Source organism: Cognatiyoonia koreensis (assembly GCF_900109295.1).
GTDB lineage: Bacteria > Pseudomonadota > Alphaproteobacteria > Rhodobacterales > Rhodobacteraceae > Cognatiyoonia > Cognatiyoonia koreensis.
Window position 1 is genome coordinate 296,967 of record NZ_FOIZ01000001.1, and the last position, 16,420, is coordinate 313,386.

Sequence of the window (16,420 nt, forward strand, 5' to 3'; positions counted from 1 at the left end):
AACAGCGCCTTTTCCCTGTCGTCTTCGTGCCAGATTTCTGCGATAAAACGTCCCCAAGGGCGCGGCGGAACGACTTGGAACAAGATGCGGAAAATTCACGGCCATTTGGTTGGCATTGATCAGGGCGACGTTGTCCTTTTCTCAGACTTTGAACACGACGGCGACATGTGGACCGGCGAAGGCCCGCGCAAGATTTCTGTACCTGTCACATTCTCTGAAAGCTATGACAGTCCTCCGTCGGTCACTGTGTCGATTTCGATGTTCGATATGTCCAACGAAGCATTTTCGCGCGCGGACGTGCAGGCCGAGAAAGTCACGAAAAGCGGGTTTGCCATTACCTTCCGCACATGGGGCGACACCAAAATTGCCCGCGTGCGCGTGGCGTGGCAATCCATCGGTGCACTCAGCAGTGAAGACGCTTGGGATATCTAGCGATAGGTACCTTCATAGATCGGTTGCAACGTCTTGTGGCTGAACAGCGATGACACCGATGTGCCGGACCAAGTGTTGAGAATCGCCTGTGCAAAGACCGGGGCCGTGCCGACGATCCGGATGTTCTTGCAGTTCTTGACGGCGTCGGTGGGCGCGATCGTATCCGTGATCACAAGGTTCTTCATCACCGACTTGCTGATGCGTTCGACAGCGGGGCCAGACAGAACGCCGTGCGTAATGTAGGAATGCACTTCCTTGGCACCGTTTTCCATCAGCACCTCTGCCGCCTTGCAAAGCGTGCCGGCGGTATCGACGATATCGTCCACGATCAGGCAGGTGCGGCCCTTTACGTCACCGATGACGGTCATTTCAGCGACTTCACCGGGCTTGCCACGGCGCTTGTCCACGATCGACAGGGGGGCATTGATGCGTTGCGCAAGATCGCGGGCGCGGGCCACGCCGCCCACATCGGGGGACACGACCATCACGTCTTCGATCTGGTCCTTGAAGTGATGCATGACATCAAGCGCAAAGATCGGTGACGCGTAAAGGTTATCGACAGGAATATCGAAAAAACCCTGAATTTGCGTTGCGTGCAAATCCAGGGTCAAGATCCGTTCGATACCGGCTTCGATCAGCATATTGGCGACTAGCTTCGCCGTGATCGGGGTGCGCGCCTTTGACCGGCGGTCCTGCCGCGCATAGCCAAAGTAGGGGATGACCGCTGTGATCCGTGCAGCTGACGACCGACGCAATGCGTCAGAGATAATCAGCAATTCCATCAGGTTGTCGTTCGCCGGGTTCGATGTCGGCTGGATGATATACATATCTTCGCCGCGGACGTTCTCGAAAACTTCGACAAAGATTTCGCCGTCGTTGAAACGTTCAACACGCGCATCCACAAGATTGACGTCCATCCCTCGGTGCATTGACATGCGCCGCGCGACCTTTTCGGCGAGCGGTTTGTTGGCGTTGCCTGAAATCAGCTTGGGTTCATTCGCATTGGGCATGAGGGGGAAGGTCCTGTGGCAGTTGGCGCGTGCGGCACGTAACAGATTCGTGTCGTTGACACGGCCTAGCACACCGTTACGGTCGCGCAAAGAATTGCCGCCGAAGGACCAAGCAAATGGCTCATATCGATTACTACTTTGCAACGATCAGCCCGTTCACATACCTCTCGGGTACCCGCCCGGCAGAGATTGCGGCGCAACACGGCGCGACGATCAGCTACAAACCGATGGACATCATGGGTTTGTTTGCCCGCACCGGCGGCGTCCCCCCGAAAGATCGCCATCCCAACCGGCAGGAATATCGTCTGCAGGATATGCGCCGTCGCGCGGCGCTTCTGGACATGCCACTGAACCTCAAGCCGGCATTTTGGCCCACCAATCCGGCACCGTCGTCCTATGCGATCATCGCCGCGCAAGAAGCAGGCGGCGACGTCGCAGCGCTGGTCGCCAATCTGACCCGCGCCTGCTGGGCCGAAGAACGCGACATCAGTCAGGATGACGTCATTGCCGATTGCATGAAAGCGGCAGGATTCGATCCGGACGTTGCCAACAAGGGCATGATGACTGCCGCTGACACCTATGCACGCAATCTCGAAGATGCGGTCGCAAGCGGCGCGTTCGGTGCGCCGTTCTTCATCGTCGATTCAGGCGAGCGGTTCTGGGGTGAAGACCGCATCGCCGACCTGAATGCACATCTGGCAGGCAAGCTCTGAGTGCTGCAAACTGTTGCCGGACATGATGTCTGGGTGGTCAGCCACGAACAGGGGCCTGCGCCTGATCTTCTGATCCATTGCTCGCTGGCCGATCACCGCAGCCTTTTGCCGCTGGTGAACGCGCGCGCACAGCCTGCCTGCCTGTTCGACATGCCGGGGCACGGGAAAAGTGCGGACTGGTCGGGCAGTGGTGATTTCCAGACCGTCTGCGCCGAAATCGGCGGCGCGCTTTGCACCGACGGCCCCGCACACATCATCGGTCATTCGTTCGGGGCGACAGTTGCCTTGCGCATGGCCGTGATGTGGCCAGCGCGCGTGAAGGCCCTGAGCCTGATCGAGCCAGTCTTCTTTGCCGCCGCTGCAGGCACGCCAGCCTACGCAGCGCACGAGGCAGATTTCGCGCCCTTCACCGCAGCGATGGACCGTGGTGACGTAATGACGGCGGCGGCAATCTTTCACGGCCTCTGGGGGCAGGGGGCATGGTCCGATCTGCCAGCGCCGGTGAAATCACACCTCGCCGCGCGCATCCACCTGATCCCCGCCGGTGCTGGCGCCATTCAGGACGACAACGCCAAGCTGCTGTCTCCAGGCGTGCTGGAAGGGATCAAAGTGCCGGCGACGCTGATCCGCGGGGACAAATCCCCGTCAGTGATCGCGGCCATTCACGCAGAACTGGTGGCGCGATTGCCCCATGCATCGGACCGTGTGGTCAAAGGTGCCGGACATATGCTGCCGCTGACCCACGTGCCCGAGGTCGCGCGTATCATGGCCAAAGCCTAGCCCGCCATCAGCGCCAGAAACTGATCGACGCCTGTGTCGGTCATGGACCAGTCGCAGACCAGACGACCGGTCAGGAATTCATCGGGTTCGCCAGCCTGTTCATCGCCGTCCATGACGTAATAAACGGCCCCACCGTCCAGCACCCGTTTGTGGTGCGCGCGGGTGGTCTGAAAAAAGATCATGTTGGCAGCCGGTTCGTATTGCAGGCTGACATGTGCGATCCGGCGCAGACCTGCCGTCAGGCGGGCGCAGCGGGCATTGGCCTGCTCTGCCATCCATGTCCACAGGCCATCGGTCATATAGGCCTCCATCTGTGCGGACAGATAGCGATGCTTGCTTAGCAAATGGCCGCCCCGCTTGCGGCGCAGCTCGAAGGGGCGCGAAACGGCGGGGTCAAAGACGATGCAGGCTTCTACACCGATCAGGCCGTTCTTGGTGCCACCAAAAGACACAGCGTCGATGCCGGCTTTCCAGGACATCTCGGCGGGTGTGCAGCCAAGCGCGACCATTGCATTTGCAAAACGGGCACCGTCCAGATGGGTCTTTAGCCCGTACTTGCGGGCCACGGCCGTTAGCGCCTGTATTTCCTCAAGCGTATAGACGGTGCCCTTTTCCGTGACTTGCGTGATCGACACCGGCCCGCGCTGCGGCCCATGAACGCCGCGGTTTTCTTCCTTGAGAATGGCGGCTTCCAAGGCATCCGGCGTCATCTTGGCATCCAGGTCAGGAACCAGCGTCAGTTTTGCACCGGTATAGAATTCCGGCGCGTTGCATTCGTCTTCGTGGATATGCGCCATGGGGGTGCAGAAAACGGTATCCCAAGGGTCGGTCATCGTGGCCAGCATGATCGCATTGGCGGCGGTGCCGTTGATGACCAGATGCACCATTGCATCGGGGGCCTCGAACGCGTCGCGGATCAGCGCGCGCACGTCGTCCATGATCGGGTCCGCACCATAGCCCATGGCATAGCCCGCGTTGGCGCGTGTCAGCGCCTCTAGCACCTTCGGATGCGCCGGACCGGCGTTGTCGGATGCGAAATACATCTAAAGCGGCTCCTCGATGATGTGATCTTCCCAGTCGTCCTCGTCGACTTCGAATTCGGGGACAGTCATGCCCTGCACGCTGACGCCAGCGCGATGCACCGAACCCGGATCGCCCGAAACGAGCGGATGCCAGTCAAACAACGGGCGACCCTCATAAACAAGGCGATAGGCGCAGGTTTGCGGCAGCCAGTACATATTTTCTTCAAGCGTTTTCGGGGTCAGCACGATGCATTCGGGCACGAATTGGTGGCGGATCGGATAGCGACTGCACAAGCAGGATTCATCGTCGAGCAATCGGCATGCGATGCGGGTCAGAAAGACCTCGCTCGTCTCGTCATCCTCGATCTTGTTCAGACAGCACTTGCCGCAGCCGTCGCACAGCGCTTCCCATTCCCGCTGGTTCATCTGGGTCAGCTTCTTGCGTTCCCAGAACCGGCCAAGACCGTCGCGATCAATGTCAGACATCTGCAAGCACGGTGCGTGCCTCTTGGCAGTCGGTTTCCATTTGCGCGATCAGCGCGGGCACATCGTCGAATTTTAGTTCGGGACGTATAAAGTCGATCAAAGCGATGGAGATATGACTTCCATACAGGTCACCCTTGAAATCGAAGATAAAGGTTTCGCAGTTTGGAACGTTCTCGCCGAACATCGGGCGCACACCGATAGAGGCCGCACCAAAGTAGTTGCCTTTGTGCGGTCCATCCAGCACGTCGGCCTTGACGGCATAGACTCCGAATTTGGGCGGGTGCAGCGTGTCGATGGACATATTCGCAGTTGGGTAGCCAAGCTCGCGTCCACGCTGTTCGCCGTGGATCACTTCGCCCTCGATCCGGTGCCAATGGCCCAGCATCTTTGCGGCATCACGGGGCCGCCCATCGCTCAGCGCGGTGCGGATCGCGGTCGAACTGATCGCGGTATCACCGATGGTTTCGATCGGTGCGATGGTAACGCCAAATCCCATTTCCTGACCAAAAGCGATCAGGTCGTTGACGGTTCCTTTGCGCCCTTTGCCAAAGCAGAAATCGGCACCGACAACGATATGTTTCAGGCCAAGCCTGTCCTTGATGATGACAGTGGCAAATTCGCGCGGGGTGAGTGCTGCAAGCGTTTCGTTGAACGGAACTTCATAGAGCTTTTCAACACCCAGCTTTTCCATGCGGCTTGCTTTGGCGGCAGCGTTCATCAGCCGGAAAGGGGGAAGTTCAGGTGCGAAATAGCTCCGGGGATGGGGTTCAAACGTCATGATGCCAAGCGGTGCGTGCGCGGCCTCTGCAGCCTTGCGGGTCATATCTATGACGGACTGATGGCCCAGATGCACACCGTCGAAATTACCAATCGCCGCGACGGCACCGCGGTCGCTCGGGTCTACGAATTCGGTGTCGCGGATAATGTGCATGCGGCCTCGGTAGCAAGGCCGTGGCAAGGGCGCAAGGTCAGTCGAATTTGCCGGACGGTGCCAGCACTGTCGCCTCGCCAACCAGCACCTTCTTTTCCCCGACAAGGCAGCGCGTTTCCATGCACACGCGGCGTCTGGAATAGTCGATATCGACGACTTCGACTTCGGCGCGGACCGTATCACCGGGACGGACCGGGGCTAGAAACTTGAGCGACTGGCCAAGGTAGACGGTCCCATGACCGGGCAACTGTTCCCCAATCACGGCAGAGATCAGCCCGGCGGTCAGCATGCCATGGGCAATGCGCCCGCCAAAGATCGTGTCCTGCGCATAGTCCTCATCAAGATGCACAGGGTTGCGGTCGGTCGACACTTCGGCAAACAGTTCGATGTCGCGGTCCGTCACCACCTTCTGGATATGGCGCACCATGCCAATTTCGATGTCTTCGATGACGATCGTGCCACGGGGCGCATTATCCAACATGTGGTCCTCCTGCGGGTAATAAAAAACCAACAGTGACCGTATAGGCGTAATTTAATTACTTTGCAACTGCGGAACCCGGATTACCGCAGATAGCCGATGCTGTAGGTCGCCGTCGTCATCTGGTCCTTTAGATACTGGTCCAAAAGGGCAGGATCGGGCTGCTGGTCGGTGCCGGTCTCTTCTTTGGCAAGGCCACCCGTGATAAAAAGCGTATCGAGGTCTTCCTGTTGGCCGCCCAGAATATCGGTGCCGATTCCATCGCCGATACAGATGATCGCCGGATCGTTCGGGGCCTTGTCCAATGCGGCAAGACGGCGGCGGGCCAGATCATAGATCGGCGGGTGCGGCTTGCCGAAGTAGAGGCTTTCACCGCCCATTTCCGTGTAAAGTGCTGCCAACGCGCCGGCACACCATTCGCGGACCTCGCCCCGATCCACCACGATATCTGGGTTCGCGCAAAGAAGTTTCAGGCCCTTCTGCTTGGCATACAGAAACTCTGGCCGGTTCACGTCAAGATCGGCTAACGGGTCGAATGGCCCGCAGCAGATGATGCCTTCGGCCTCTTGCAGCGGGACTTTGGTGATCGTCACCGGATCCTCTATGATCTTGAGAGGCTTGAAGAAATCATCATCACGCGGGCTTTCGCCCATGAACCAGACCTTTGATCCGACCGCACCCAGATACATGGCCGCACGGGCGCTGTCGCCAGAGGTCGCGATCGCGTCCCATGCATCGTCAGGAACACCGAAATCCGCGATCTGTTTGGCGACGGAATCCCAAGGGCGGGGAGAGTTGGTGACAAGCACAACCAACCCGCCGCGTGCGCGGTAATCCTGCATCGCCTTGACCGCTTCGGGGATGGCCGCGATGCCGTTGTGCATGCAGCCCCAAAGGTCGACAAAGGCGGCGTCGTAGCGGTCTGACACCTCGGAGAAGGCGGAAATAATCTGGGTCATGTGCACCTGTTTCAACGGCATTTTGGCTGTGCACCACGCGTACACCAGACGTGCACAGGGCGTACACCGGAAAATGTCCGGGGGCGGGTCGCAAATCTGGTCTTGAAGTTGCGCGGGAAGAGGGGACCTCAGACGGTCTTCGACGTTACTTGTGGCCCAAACCTGCTAGTGGCAGATGTGACACATACCGTAGGTGCATCCCGCATCGCGGACCTTCGCGGCAAGCATCAAGTTACGAGATGGCGTGATGATTGATTTGCGGGATGAAGGAGTATTTCGCTGCGGGCAGGTTGAGAGTTTGCTCCTACGCGAAAATGGTTGTTAGTTTCATCCGGGGACGAGACCTCCACTTTGAGGTTTGCCCACCGCTATATCTCTCTCACCGCAAATATGCTTGAATAAGCGACAGGCGGGATCGGTGCGTGGTTGTGAACGCAGGGCAGACGCAGTCAAGCTGCACCTCCCAAATGCAAGCGAAAGGCTGGATCGCTGCGTTTTGATGCGTGACGGCGATACTTTCTGGGGGGAAACATGACAAATAGACAAACCTATGCTGCGGCACGCGATGATTTCGATTTGGCGAAAATCGATACGAACTTCGAAGGTAGTTTTTCGGATGGTTTGAATGCCTGCATCGAGTGTTGTGATCGCCATGTCGGCAGCGATCGTGTGGCCCTCAACTGGATTGGGTCGGATGGCGGGTCGCGAACGGTCTCGTATGAATATCTAAAGGAACAATCCGCCCGTTTCGCCAATATGCTCAAAGCACAAGGTGTGAGGCCGGGCGACCGCGTTGCCGGCCTGCTGCCGCGGGTGTCAGAACTATTGGTGACCATGCTAGGTACGCTACGCGCAGGCGCTGTGTATCAGCCTTTGTTTACGGCTTTTGGTCCCAAGGCCATCGAGGAACGTCTTGCAGGATCAGCGGCAAAACTGATCGTAACGGATGCTGCGAACCGGCCCAAGTTGGACGATGTCCAGAATTGCCCGACCGTTGTGTCGATTTCAGACTCCCGGGAAACAGACCTCGACTTTCGGGCGACACTGGAGGGGCAATCAAGTGAGTTCGCGCCGGTCGTTCTGCGCGGTGATGACTTGTTCCTCATGCTGTTCACCAGCGGGACAACAGGCGCGCCGAAGGGGGTCGGCGTGCCGCTCAAGGCGCTACGCGCTTTTCACAGCTATATGACTCTCGGCCTTGATTTACGCCCTGACGACCGCTTCTGGAACATCGCTGATCCCGGATGGGCCTATGGGCTCTTTTATTCGGCGATTGGCCCTTTACTGTTAGGCAGTACGGTCACGTTTCAGGAGGCAGGGTTTTCTGTCGAAGCGACGTGCAAGATCATCCGCGAGCACAAGATCACGAATTTTGCGGCTGCACCGACGGTCTATCGATTGCTGAAAGCGGCTGGCGATGAAGCGGTTGACGCACTCAAGGGCCAACTCCGCGTCGCCTCCAGCGCGGGAGAGCCGTTGAACCCCGAAGTGATCCGCTGGTCTCAGGAAGAACTCGGGGTCACGCTGCATGACCAGTACGGGCAGACAGAAGTTGGCATGGTCATGATGAACCATCACGGTATCGATCATGAAGTGCGGCCCGGCAGCGCGGGGCTGGCAACGCCCGGCTTTCACCTTGCCGTTCTGGGTGAGGATGGGGCCGAAGTCCCCAATGGAACCCCCGGAAATCTGGCCGTGAACATGACGCAGTCGCCGCTGTTTTCCTTTCCCGGCTATTGGGGGCGCGAAGGCGAGGATTGGACTGGAGACTACTTCCTGACAGGCGATACTGTGGAGCGGCATGAAGCGGGTGATTTCAGTTTCGTCGGTCGTTCTGACGACATTATTTCAACTGCCGGGTATCGCATCGGTCCGTTCGATGTGGAAAGCAGCCTGATCGAACATCCCGCGGTGCTGGAGTCTGCGGTTGTCGGCAAACCGGATGCAGAGCGCGGGCATATCGTCAAAGCCTTCGTGGTGCTTGGCAAAGGGAGCGAGCCCACGGATGAGCTGTCAGAGGAATTGCGGCTTCATGTTCGGAACAGGCTTGGGGCTCATGCTTACCCGCGAGAGATCGCCTTTGTGGATGCTTTGCCCAAAACACCAAGCGGGAAGGTGCAGCGATTTTTGCTGCGCGAAAGCTGAGCCGAGTGAAATCCAATATATCGCGCGACTTGCATTGTCCGAACAGTAGCGAATAGCAGTCGTCTGAGGTTAGTGCGGCATTAGGGAAAATGGCCGCAGAACCGCCTTCGGATGCGCCGCGGCACCTGCCAGACATCGCCTGTAGAGTGCAATATGCGCAGACCAGAGCTGCCGTAGTTCGGGCTGCATTTCGGTCCGGTCAGGCTGTTGAGCCGGGACGACCGTTCGCCAGCGCGCTTCACCGGCAGGATCATCACGCTTATTCGGAGCGTCTTAGGCGACTTCATGCGGGCACTGGCATTCCGACCGATCGGTTTGCCTTGCGCTCACCCAGCATGAGCATGGCAGGTGTCACCACGAGCGTCAGGACGGTCGCAATGACCAGTCCGCCTGCGATGGCCGACGACAGTTCTGTCCACCACTGCGTTGATGGCGCGCCGTAGACGATTTCCCGCGTAAAGAAGTTGAGGTTCAATCCGATCACCATCGGCATGAGACCAAGCGCGGTCGTGACCGAAGTGAGGATGACCGGCCGCAAACGTTGCGCGCCCGTCCGCAATGCGGCCTCAAGCGGTGACTGCCCGGATTTTTTCAGATCGTTGTAGGTGTCGATAAGAACAATGTTGTTGTTGACCACGATACCCGCCAAGGCGATGACCCCGATCCCGCCCATGACGATCCCGAACGGACGCCCCGTGATGAGCAGCCCCAAAAGGACACCCGCGACCGAGAAGACAATTGCGCTCATCACCACGAATGCCTGGAAGAAGTTATTGAACTGGATCACGAGGATCACGAACATCAGGAAGATGGCCGCAACAAAGGCCCCGACGAGGAACACCATGCTTTCTTGTTGGTCTTCTGCTTCACCTGCAAAACTGAATGTCACGCGGTCTGGAAGGTCTGCTGCGTTCAGTTCTGCCGTCAAGGCGATCACCTGATCATTGACGAGCAGGCCGGGTGCCACGTTCGCCTCGATCGTGGTGACACGTTTTTCGTCGATGCGCCGAATGACACCTGTGCGATCTGTCGGTTCAAAGGTCACGAAGTTGGAGATCGGAACAAGTCCGGAGGTCGTGGGCACACGTAGACTTGCCAGTTCGGCCAGCGACCGTTCCTCGCGCGGGAACCGCACCCTGATATCGAGCGAGCCATCCGTATCATCAGGCCGATAGTCTGCCACAGTGATACCCTGGGTCAGCAGCTGTACCGCCTGACCCAAGAGGCTGACATCTGCCCCGAAACGCGCAGCTTCGGCGCGGTTGACGATGATGGATACCTCGACGCCCGGCACGGGCCGCGTGTCCGTCACATCGGTAAAGCCCCCAATGCTGTCCATGATATCGCGAATTTGCTGCACGGACTGCGCCTGCGCCTGCGCCGTTCCACCGGTCACCTGAAGATTGACCGGCTTGCCCGCTGTCGGGCCACCGCTTTCGGTCTGCACCTGAACGTCGATCCCGGCGATGTCGGACACGCTTTGCCGGATATCCACGCCGATCTCGGCCGCTGTGCGCCGTGTATCCCATGGCGTCAATTCCAACTGCAATGTGCCGATGGTTTCTTCATCACCCTGGCCCGCGCTCATCACCGAGCGCGCATAAATGCTGGCAACCTCGTCATAGGGCAGGATGCGGTTTTCCACGGCGCGCACGAGTGCGTCCCGTTCGAAAATCGAAAAATTGTCTCGGGCGCGGACCTGCACCTGCATGAAGTCAGGTTCGACCGATGGGAAAAAGCTGATACCTTTGCCGAACTGACCGTAAAGACCGAAGCCACCGAGCAGCAATGCGACAGCCAGAAGCAAAGTCGTTGCTGGCCGCAAGATAGCCCATTCCAGAATGCGGACATACGTGCCGGTAAAGCCACCCATATCGCGCGGGTCGCCAAGTTCGGCGGCGTGAAGCGCAGCCTTTGCCTGTGCAGATTGCGGCTGGCGTTTGCCAATCAGGCCACCGACAACTGGAATGAAGACCAGCGCCATGAACAGGGACGCAAACAGTGTCAGGATGACGGTGATGGGCAGGAACTTCATGAACTCGCCAACCATGCCGGACCAAAAGAGCAGGGGGAAGAATACACTGAGTGTTGTCGCGGTGGATGCAATGATTGGCCACGACATCCGCTTGGCGGCAAAGGCATAGGCCTCTCTGGCGGGCACGCCCTCCTGCAATTTGCGGTCCGCAAGTTCGGTGGTGACGATTGCACCATCCACAAGCATCCCCACCACAAGAATGAGAGAGAACAGAACGACGATGTTCATCGTAAAGCCCATCGCCCAGAGCGCGATGACGCCTGCAAGGAACGCCCCGGGGATTGCCAGACCGACAAGGAAAGCCGACCGGACACCAAGCGCCAGCACGATGACGATCATCACAAGAATGACCGCCGCGATGACGTTGGCTTCCAGATCGCTTAACAGGTCTTTGACCTGCTTGGACTGATCCTGAAGATAGGTAATCTCGATGCTTTCGGGCCACTCTGTTTGAAGTTCGGCGACCAGTGCTCTCACTTCTGCGACCGTCTCGATGATGTTCGCGCCGGATCGCTTGGTGATTTCCAGCGCAAGTGCGGGTTGACCATTGATGCGGGCAAAGCTGGTCGGATCTTCGAATGTGCGGCGGATCGTGGCGACATCGCCAAACGTCACCACGGCATCGCCGCGTACCTTGACGGGCATTGCCATGACGTCTTCTAGGTTTTCGATCAAACCGGGCACTTTCAACACGATCCGGCCGGATCCCGTTTCAATGGCGCCTGCTGCGATCAGACGGTTGTTGCGCTGAATTTGTCCGATCAGTTCGTCGAATGACAGGTTGTAGGTCTGAAACACAGTCGGGTCGATCAGCACTTCGAGGAACTCGAACCGCTGTCCGCCGATATCGACTTCAAGCACACCCTCCAGCCCTTCGATTTCTTCCTGAAGTGTTTCAGCCAGATCGTTCAGCGTCCGTTCCGGCACCGGACCTGAGAGGATCGCTGTAATAATCGGGAAGAGCGCGGTGTTGATTTCGGTGATTGTGATGTCACGGGCATCTTCCGGCAGATCGCTTTGCGCGCGGTCTGCGGCTTCACGCACTTTGTCCATAGCTTCGTCATTGTCGCCGCCGGGGATGAATTCCAGCTGGATGCTGGCAAATCCTTCTGACGCGTCTGACTTCATGCTGTCGAGGCCGGTAATTGATCCAAATTCGGTTTCCATCGGTTCAAGCAGCAGACGCTCGGCATCGCTTGGGCTGATGCCGTCAAGACCGGTAGACACATAGAAAAGCGGCAGCGGAACTTCTGGGTTGGCCTCTTTGGGGATCGAAACATAGGCATAGGCCCCGACGGCGAGGACCATCAAAAGGGTCATGACAATGACGCGAGAGCGGGAAAAAGCCGCGTTGATGATAGCGTTCATGGTTTCTGTTCCCCTGCGGCGGGTGCCACGGTTTCACCTGCGTTGACGTAGCCTTGACCGACAGTAATCACATCGACCTTATCCGGCAGTCCGGTGACCCAGATGCCATCAATCTGCGCGCGCACGATCTGAATTGGAAAGAACTCTACGACGTTTTCAGCGTCGACCGTTTTGACGCCCAATGCGCCTTGGGTGTCGAGCGACACGATGGAGGGCGACAGGAAATGTGCGGTGGCCTCACCCGTCGGAATGACGATTTCTGCGGAAATCCCTGCCGGGATCGCACCATCTTCATTCGGCACTTCCACTTCGACAAGGAAGGTGCGTGTCTCGGCTGCAGCGGACGTTCCAACGAACGACACGATGCCGTCGCGTTCCTCGCCGGTGATGAATTTCACTGTTGCAGTTTGACCTGCAGACAAGCGGTTCAGCGATTGCTGTGGCACCTGTATGGCCACGGTCAGCGGTGTGATATCGACCAGACGGCCCACCTCGGTTCCGGCCGAAACGAATTCCCCTTCATCAAGATCAAGCGTTTCGATCCGGCCCGCAAAGGGGGCGGTGATTGTCAGCGCCTCGGCAGCTTGCGCCACCGCTGTGACCTGCGCCTGCGCCGCTGCAAGTGTTGCGCTGGCTTGCGAGACACGATCCACCGTGGAGACGCCACGGTTCAGCAGCTCTTGCGCGTTGTCGTATTCGCGTTGTGCCCGCGCCAGTTCTTCAGCCGCACGGCTTGCATCGGCTAAGTTTCCAGTTGGGTCGATCCGCGCGATCACATCACCAGCAGAGACATCCTGACCTTTTCTGACAAGAACCTCGGCAATGTCGCCAGATGTCTCTGTGCGCAGGATCGTATCGCGATCGGGAAGGGCCTGACCTTCGGCTTGATAGTACTGCGTAACCGTTTCAGCAGTTGACGTTGCAACCGCGACGGCCACCGGTTTTGGCGCCTCTCGGGTCAGGACGGGTGCAGCATTTTCCGACGGTATGACAAAGCCGCTGCCCATCCAGCCAACAATGGCGATGACCAGAACGCCAGCGATCCAGGTGGAGCGCGATGCGCCCTTGTCTGACTGAAATGTCAAATGATTGGGCGTGCTATCGTTCTCGGTACCTTTGGGCGAACCGGCAGGCGTAGGGTCGCCCTCGCTTGGAGAACGCGTAGCAGCCTTGACTTGCGAAGCGGGATCAACCGGCGTCGACCTGTTGTCATCTGGCATGTGGTTAATCCTTTGGGATTGTGGGCGATTGCGCCGTGTTTGATTTCTTGGATTGCAGTTCGTCGCGCGCGACAGTCACCGCAGATTCCAAGGATGCGTAGAAATCGGCGTAGGCGGTCAGCCTTGCAGTGGCCTCGGCATCCGCCGGCAACGCAGCAATCGTCTGTTTAATATCGTCCAGCGTGGACAAGGTTCGTTTGTGAACGCCTTCCAGCATGGTTGCATAAGGATTCTGCGCGAGTTGAAAGAAGTCACCGCGCTGCCCCGGCTTTGTCTTGCGCTTTACCAGTCCACGTTCTTCCAAAAGGCGGATGCTTGTGCTGATGCTGGCGCGGCTGACCTGCAAGCGGTTGGCAAGATCACCGAATGATACCAATTCGCCGTCAAAGATCAGCATACCAAACACGCGCCCGGCAATACGTGGAAGTCCCTCAGCCTGAGAGATCAGGCCCGACTTTTCGATAAAATCGGTGCGAATGGCATCAAGTTGATTTTGTTTTGGCACGCGCAAATCCTTTGGTTGCCGCTGCCTATTGCACGACAAATGCATGCCGTCAAATTCGTTCAGTTATGACTGAACAAATACGCTACGTCACTTGGGGCGGGCGGTTTTCGTTCGTTGCGGATGGTTACGGCGTCAATGCGGACATTGCGCGCGCAGTCTTGACGCAGGACCACTGTTGCAGAGCATAAAGATGCCTTTTGCCTTGCAGATTTTTAGTCGACGTTTACGCGGTGCGGCCGCTTCAGGCTGAAACGGGTAAATGCCTGATCAGATCCATGCGGATCACAGGCTTTCCGGGAAGGCGTGCGCAAGCGCGGGATCGAATGTCCATGACATTTCGTTGCCTGGCACAAGGACTGCATCTTCCGCGATGGCCGCGATCAATGTACTTCCGTCAGCCGCGACGAGGTTCACGACGGTCTCGCTGCCCAAACGCTCGGTCAGAACGACTTTGCCAACCAACATGCCTTCGCCCTCTGCTGCGGTTGTCAGGTATTGCGGGCGGATGCCGAGGATGGCTGTATGGCCTTTCGTGAATGTACGGCCTTTGCGGGGGACTTTTACGCTGGTGAGGACCGGACTTGAGACCTGGACCCAGTCATCGCCAAAGTCATCCACCGTAACGTTCAGGAAATTCATGGATGGCGCGCCCAAAAAACCTGCCACGAACAGGTTGGCGGGGTTGTGATACAACTCCATCGGAGCACCAGCTTGCATCACCATCCCGTCTTTCAGCACGACGATCTTGTCGGCCAGTGTCATGGCCTCGACCTGATCGTGGGTCACGTAGATCATGGAGGTGCCAAGGTCCTGGTGCAGCTTGCCGATCTCCATCCGCATATCCATCCGCAGTGCTGCATCCAAGTTTGACAGCGGTTCGTCGAACAAGAACACCTTGGGGTCGCGCACGATGGCACGGCCGATCGCGACCCGTTGGCGTTGACCGCCCGACAGTTCGGACGGACGGCGATCCAGCAGGTGTTCCATTTGCAGAATGCGGGCGGCTTCGGCGACTTTGTTGGCTTTCTCCGCCTTGCTGACCTTGTTGATGGTCAGCCCGAAGGCCACGTTTTCACGGACGGTCATATGCGGGAAAATCGCGTAGGACTGGAACACCATAGCGATGCCGCGTTTGGACGGCTCGAGGTCATTCATCCGCTTTCCGTCAATTTCGAGCGTGCCGTCGGTGATGTCCTCGAGTCCTGCGATCATGCGCAACAGCGTGGATTTTCCGCAGCCGGACGGGCCGACAAAAACAACAAATTCGCCATCATCAATGTCGATGTCGACGCCTTTGATAACTTCAACGTCACCATAGCTTTTGCGCACATCGCGCAGTTTCACCGTTGCCATTATTCTGCCGCCTGTCTTTGAGGGGATACGACCAGTTCACCACCGGCGACGATTTCGACGGGGTCTGGGTCCATGATGTAGCCGCCGAAGGTTTCGCCATCGGGATGATCCGCAAATCCGAGGATGACCATGCCTTCATCGGTGTCGACGATGCGCGCGGCGTAGCGCGAACACGGCAGGGAGCCATCGAGGAAACCGGGCGCGATGCGCCAGGGCCCGCGCGGGCCTTCACCGATCAGATAGTGGTTGCCGCTCACGAGAGGCCGCAACGCGGTCTGCTCCTTTGAAAAGTGATGCGCAGCGGTACAAAAGAGGCAGTACCAGATCCCGTTCTTTTCGAACACTTGCGGGACCTCAAGCTGGCCGAAGCCTCCAGTGAAAACCGGTGGCTGAAGCGCCCAGTCGTAGCCATCGGGGGATGTGGCAAAGCCGATGCAGCCTGCGTCATTGGCTTCTGCCACGCCCGGCACACGTGCGGTGAAATACATCAGCCAGCCATCACCGTCCGGGTCGCGCATCACCCAAGGATCGCGCATGGCGCGGTCGTGCCATTCTCCGTTCGAGACATCCGCCTCGTAATGCGGTGCATTCGGCCCGACAAGATCAAGGATCAGCCCGTCGCCGACCCGTTCCCAGTTGTGCAAATCGGTCGAGGTCGCGTGCCCGATCTTCTGTCTTAGCTGCGGGTCGTTCTTGCGTGTGCCCGTGTAGTAGAGGTGCCAAAGGCCATCATCGCCGCGCACCACCGATCCGGTCCATGTGGTGTAGTTGTCCCAGCCGTCGTCGGATGGGGCAAAGCAGGTCCCGAGGTGGTCCCAGTTTACCAGATCTGTGCTGGTTGCATGGCCGTAGCTAACGTTGAAATGCCGCAGTTCGGGGTCACCGATGGATCGCGGTGCTTTGAGGTAATAGCCATGGTATTTTTCACCATCGTGGACATACCAACTATCCCAGACATACTGATCTTTTAGAGCGAGGACCAT

Annotated in this window: 15 protein-coding genes; 4 read left to right on the plus strand and 11 right to left on the minus strand. The window is 58.2% G+C overall.

The features are described 5' to 3' along the window. The first annotated feature begins 84 nt into the window (after window positions 1–84). Window positions 85–432 carry an H-type lectin domain-containing protein gene (locus BMY44_RS01380; protein ID WP_089989355.1) on the plus strand — a complete coding sequence of 116 codons (348 nt, stop codon included), beginning with the start codon at window positions 85–87 and terminating at the stop codon, window positions 430–432. Here the strand turns inward: BMY44_RS01380 and BMY44_RS01385 are convergent. Then, window positions 429–1,442, minus strand: a complete 1,014-nt coding sequence (locus BMY44_RS01385) for a ribose-phosphate pyrophosphokinase (protein ID WP_089989358.1) — start codon at window positions 1,440–1,442, stop codon at window positions 429–431. The two genes, BMY44_RS01380 and BMY44_RS01385, sit on opposite strands and share 4 nt — an antisense overlap. A gap of 116 nt (window positions 1,443–1,558) precedes the next feature. Between BMY44_RS01385 and BMY44_RS01390 the strand changes: the two genes are divergently transcribed. Together BMY44_RS01390 and BMY44_RS01395 are read left to right on the plus strand one after the other, a co-directional pair. Then, the gene (locus BMY44_RS01390) at window positions 1,559–2,155 is read left to right on the plus strand and encodes a 2-hydroxychromene-2-carboxylate isomerase (RefSeq protein ID WP_089989360.1); all 597 of its coding nucleotides are present in this window, start codon (window positions 1,559–1,561) and stop codon (window positions 2,153–2,155) included. Further along, window positions 2,156–2,935, plus strand: a complete 780-nt coding sequence (locus BMY44_RS01395) for an alpha/beta fold hydrolase (RefSeq protein WP_242650456.1) — start codon at window positions 2,156–2,158, stop codon at window positions 2,933–2,935. Here the strand turns inward: BMY44_RS01395 and BMY44_RS01400 are convergent. The 5 genes from BMY44_RS01400 to BMY44_RS01420 all read right to left on the minus strand — a co-directional run bounded on the left by BMY44_RS01400 (window position 2,932) and on the right by BMY44_RS01420 (window position 6,811). Next, complete coding sequence (locus BMY44_RS01400) at window positions 2,932–3,978, minus strand: threonine aldolase family protein (protein WP_089989363.1); 1,047 nt, start codon at window positions 3,976–3,978, stop codon at window positions 2,932–2,934. The two genes, BMY44_RS01395 and BMY44_RS01400, sit on opposite strands and share 4 nt — an antisense overlap. After that, a complete protein-coding gene (locus BMY44_RS01405; protein ID WP_089989365.1) occupies window positions 3,979–4,443 on the minus strand; it encodes a YcgN family cysteine cluster protein in 465 nt (154 codons plus the stop codon). Further along, on the minus strand, window positions 4,436–5,374 hold the full coding sequence (locus tag BMY44_RS01410) for a bifunctional riboflavin kinase/FAD synthetase (RefSeq protein WP_089989368.1): 939 nt from the start codon (window positions 5,372–5,374) through the stop codon (window positions 4,436–4,438). Before BMY44_RS01410 ends, BMY44_RS01405 begins: the two co-directional genes overlap by 8 nt. Window positions 5,375–5,411: 37 nt before the next feature. Further along, window positions 5,412–5,855 carry a MaoC family dehydratase gene (locus tag BMY44_RS01415; protein ID WP_089994363.1) on the minus strand — a complete coding sequence of 148 codons (444 nt, stop codon included), beginning with the start codon at window positions 5,853–5,855 and terminating at the stop codon, window positions 5,412–5,414. An 80-nt stretch (window positions 5,856–5,935) separates the two neighbouring features. Then, window positions 5,936–6,811 (minus strand): TIGR01459 family HAD-type hydrolase, encoded by an 876-nt coding sequence (locus BMY44_RS01420; protein ID WP_089994365.1) that lies wholly within the window; start codon window positions 6,809–6,811, stop codon window positions 5,936–5,938. 531 nt (window positions 6,812–7,342) lie between these two features. Here BMY44_RS01420 and BMY44_RS01425 point away from each other — a divergent pair. Continuing rightward, the gene (locus BMY44_RS01425; protein ID WP_089989372.1) at window positions 7,343–8,956 is read left to right on the plus strand and encodes an AMP-binding protein; all 1,614 of its coding nucleotides are present in this window, start codon (window positions 7,343–7,345) and stop codon (window positions 8,954–8,956) included. Window positions 8,957–9,239: 283 nt separating this feature from the next. Here the strand turns inward: BMY44_RS01425 and BMY44_RS01430 are convergent, their stop codons facing one another. From BMY44_RS01430 to BMY44_RS01450, 5 genes are all read right to left on the minus strand, one after another. Further along, a complete protein-coding gene (locus BMY44_RS01430; RefSeq protein WP_089989374.1) occupies window positions 9,240–12,359 on the minus strand; it encodes an efflux RND transporter permease subunit in 3,120 nt (1,039 codons plus the stop codon). Beyond that, window positions 12,356–13,579: an efflux RND transporter periplasmic adaptor subunit gene (locus BMY44_RS01435; protein ID WP_089989377.1), complete on the minus strand. Its 1,224-nt coding sequence runs from the start codon at window positions 13,577–13,579 to the stop codon at window positions 12,356–12,358. Before BMY44_RS01435 ends, BMY44_RS01430 begins: the two co-directional genes overlap by 4 nt. 4 nt (window positions 13,580–13,583) lie before the next feature. After that, window positions 13,584–14,084, minus strand: a complete 501-nt coding sequence (locus BMY44_RS01440) for a GbsR/MarR family transcriptional regulator (RefSeq protein ID WP_165611760.1) — start codon at window positions 14,082–14,084, stop codon at window positions 13,584–13,586. Between the two features lie 282 nt (window positions 14,085–14,366). Beyond that, on the minus strand, window positions 14,367–15,437 hold the full coding sequence (locus BMY44_RS01445) for an ABC transporter ATP-binding protein (protein WP_089989382.1): 1,071 nt from the start codon (window positions 15,435–15,437) through the stop codon (window positions 14,367–14,369). Then, complete coding sequence (locus BMY44_RS01450) at window positions 15,437–16,420, minus strand: glycoside hydrolase family protein (protein ID WP_089989384.1); 984 nt, start codon at window positions 16,418–16,420, stop codon at window positions 15,437–15,439. The genes BMY44_RS01445 and BMY44_RS01450 overlap by 1 nt, the downstream gene beginning before the upstream one ends.

Bases quoted from the DNA above. Each gene is read 5' to 3' on its own strand.
- BMY44_RS01420 (WP_089994365.1), bottom strand. From the start codon at position 6,811: ATGACCCAGATTATTTCCGCCTTCTCCGAGGTGTCAGACCGCTACGAC.
- BMY44_RS01445 (WP_089989382.1), bottom strand. From the start codon at position 15,437: ATGGCAACGGTGAAACTGCGCGATGTGCGCAAAAGCTATGGTGACGTT.
- BMY44_RS01380 (WP_089989355.1), top strand. From the start codon at position 85: ATGCGGAAAATTCACGGCCATTTGGTTGGCATTGATCAGGGCGACGTT.
- BMY44_RS01435 (WP_089989377.1), bottom strand. From the start codon at position 13,579: ATGCCAGATGACAACAGGTCGACGCCGGTTGATCCCGCTTCGCAAGTC.
- BMY44_RS01430 (WP_089989374.1), bottom strand. From the start codon at position 12,359: ATGAACGCTATCATCAACGCGGCTTTTTCCCGCTCTCGCGTCATTGTC.
- BMY44_RS01385 (WP_089989358.1), bottom strand. From the start codon at position 1,442: ATGCCCAATGCGAATGAACCCAAGCTGATTTCAGGCAACGCCAACAAA.
- BMY44_RS01390 (WP_089989360.1), top strand. From the start codon at position 1,559: ATGGCTCATATCGATTACTACTTTGCAACGATCAGCCCGTTCACATAC.
- BMY44_RS01410 (WP_089989368.1), bottom strand. From the start codon at position 5,374: ATGCACATTATCCGCGACACCGAATTCGTAGACCCGAGCGACCGCGGT.
- BMY44_RS01400 (WP_089989363.1), bottom strand. From the start codon at position 3,978: ATGTATTTCGCATCCGACAACGCCGGTCCGGCGCATCCGAAGGTGCTA.
- BMY44_RS01415 (WP_089994363.1), bottom strand. From the start codon at position 5,855: ATGTTGGATAATGCGCCCCGTGGCACGATCGTCATCGAAGACATCGAA.
- BMY44_RS01405 (WP_089989365.1), bottom strand. From the start codon at position 4,443: ATGTCTGACATTGATCGCGACGGTCTTGGCCGGTTCTGGGAACGCAAG.
- BMY44_RS01425 (WP_089989372.1), top strand. From the start codon at position 7,343: ATGACAAATAGACAAACCTATGCTGCGGCACGCGATGATTTCGATTTG.
- BMY44_RS01450 (WP_089989384.1), bottom strand. From the start codon at position 16,420: ATGGTCCTCGCTCTAAAAGATCAGTATGTCTGGGATAGTTGGTATGTC.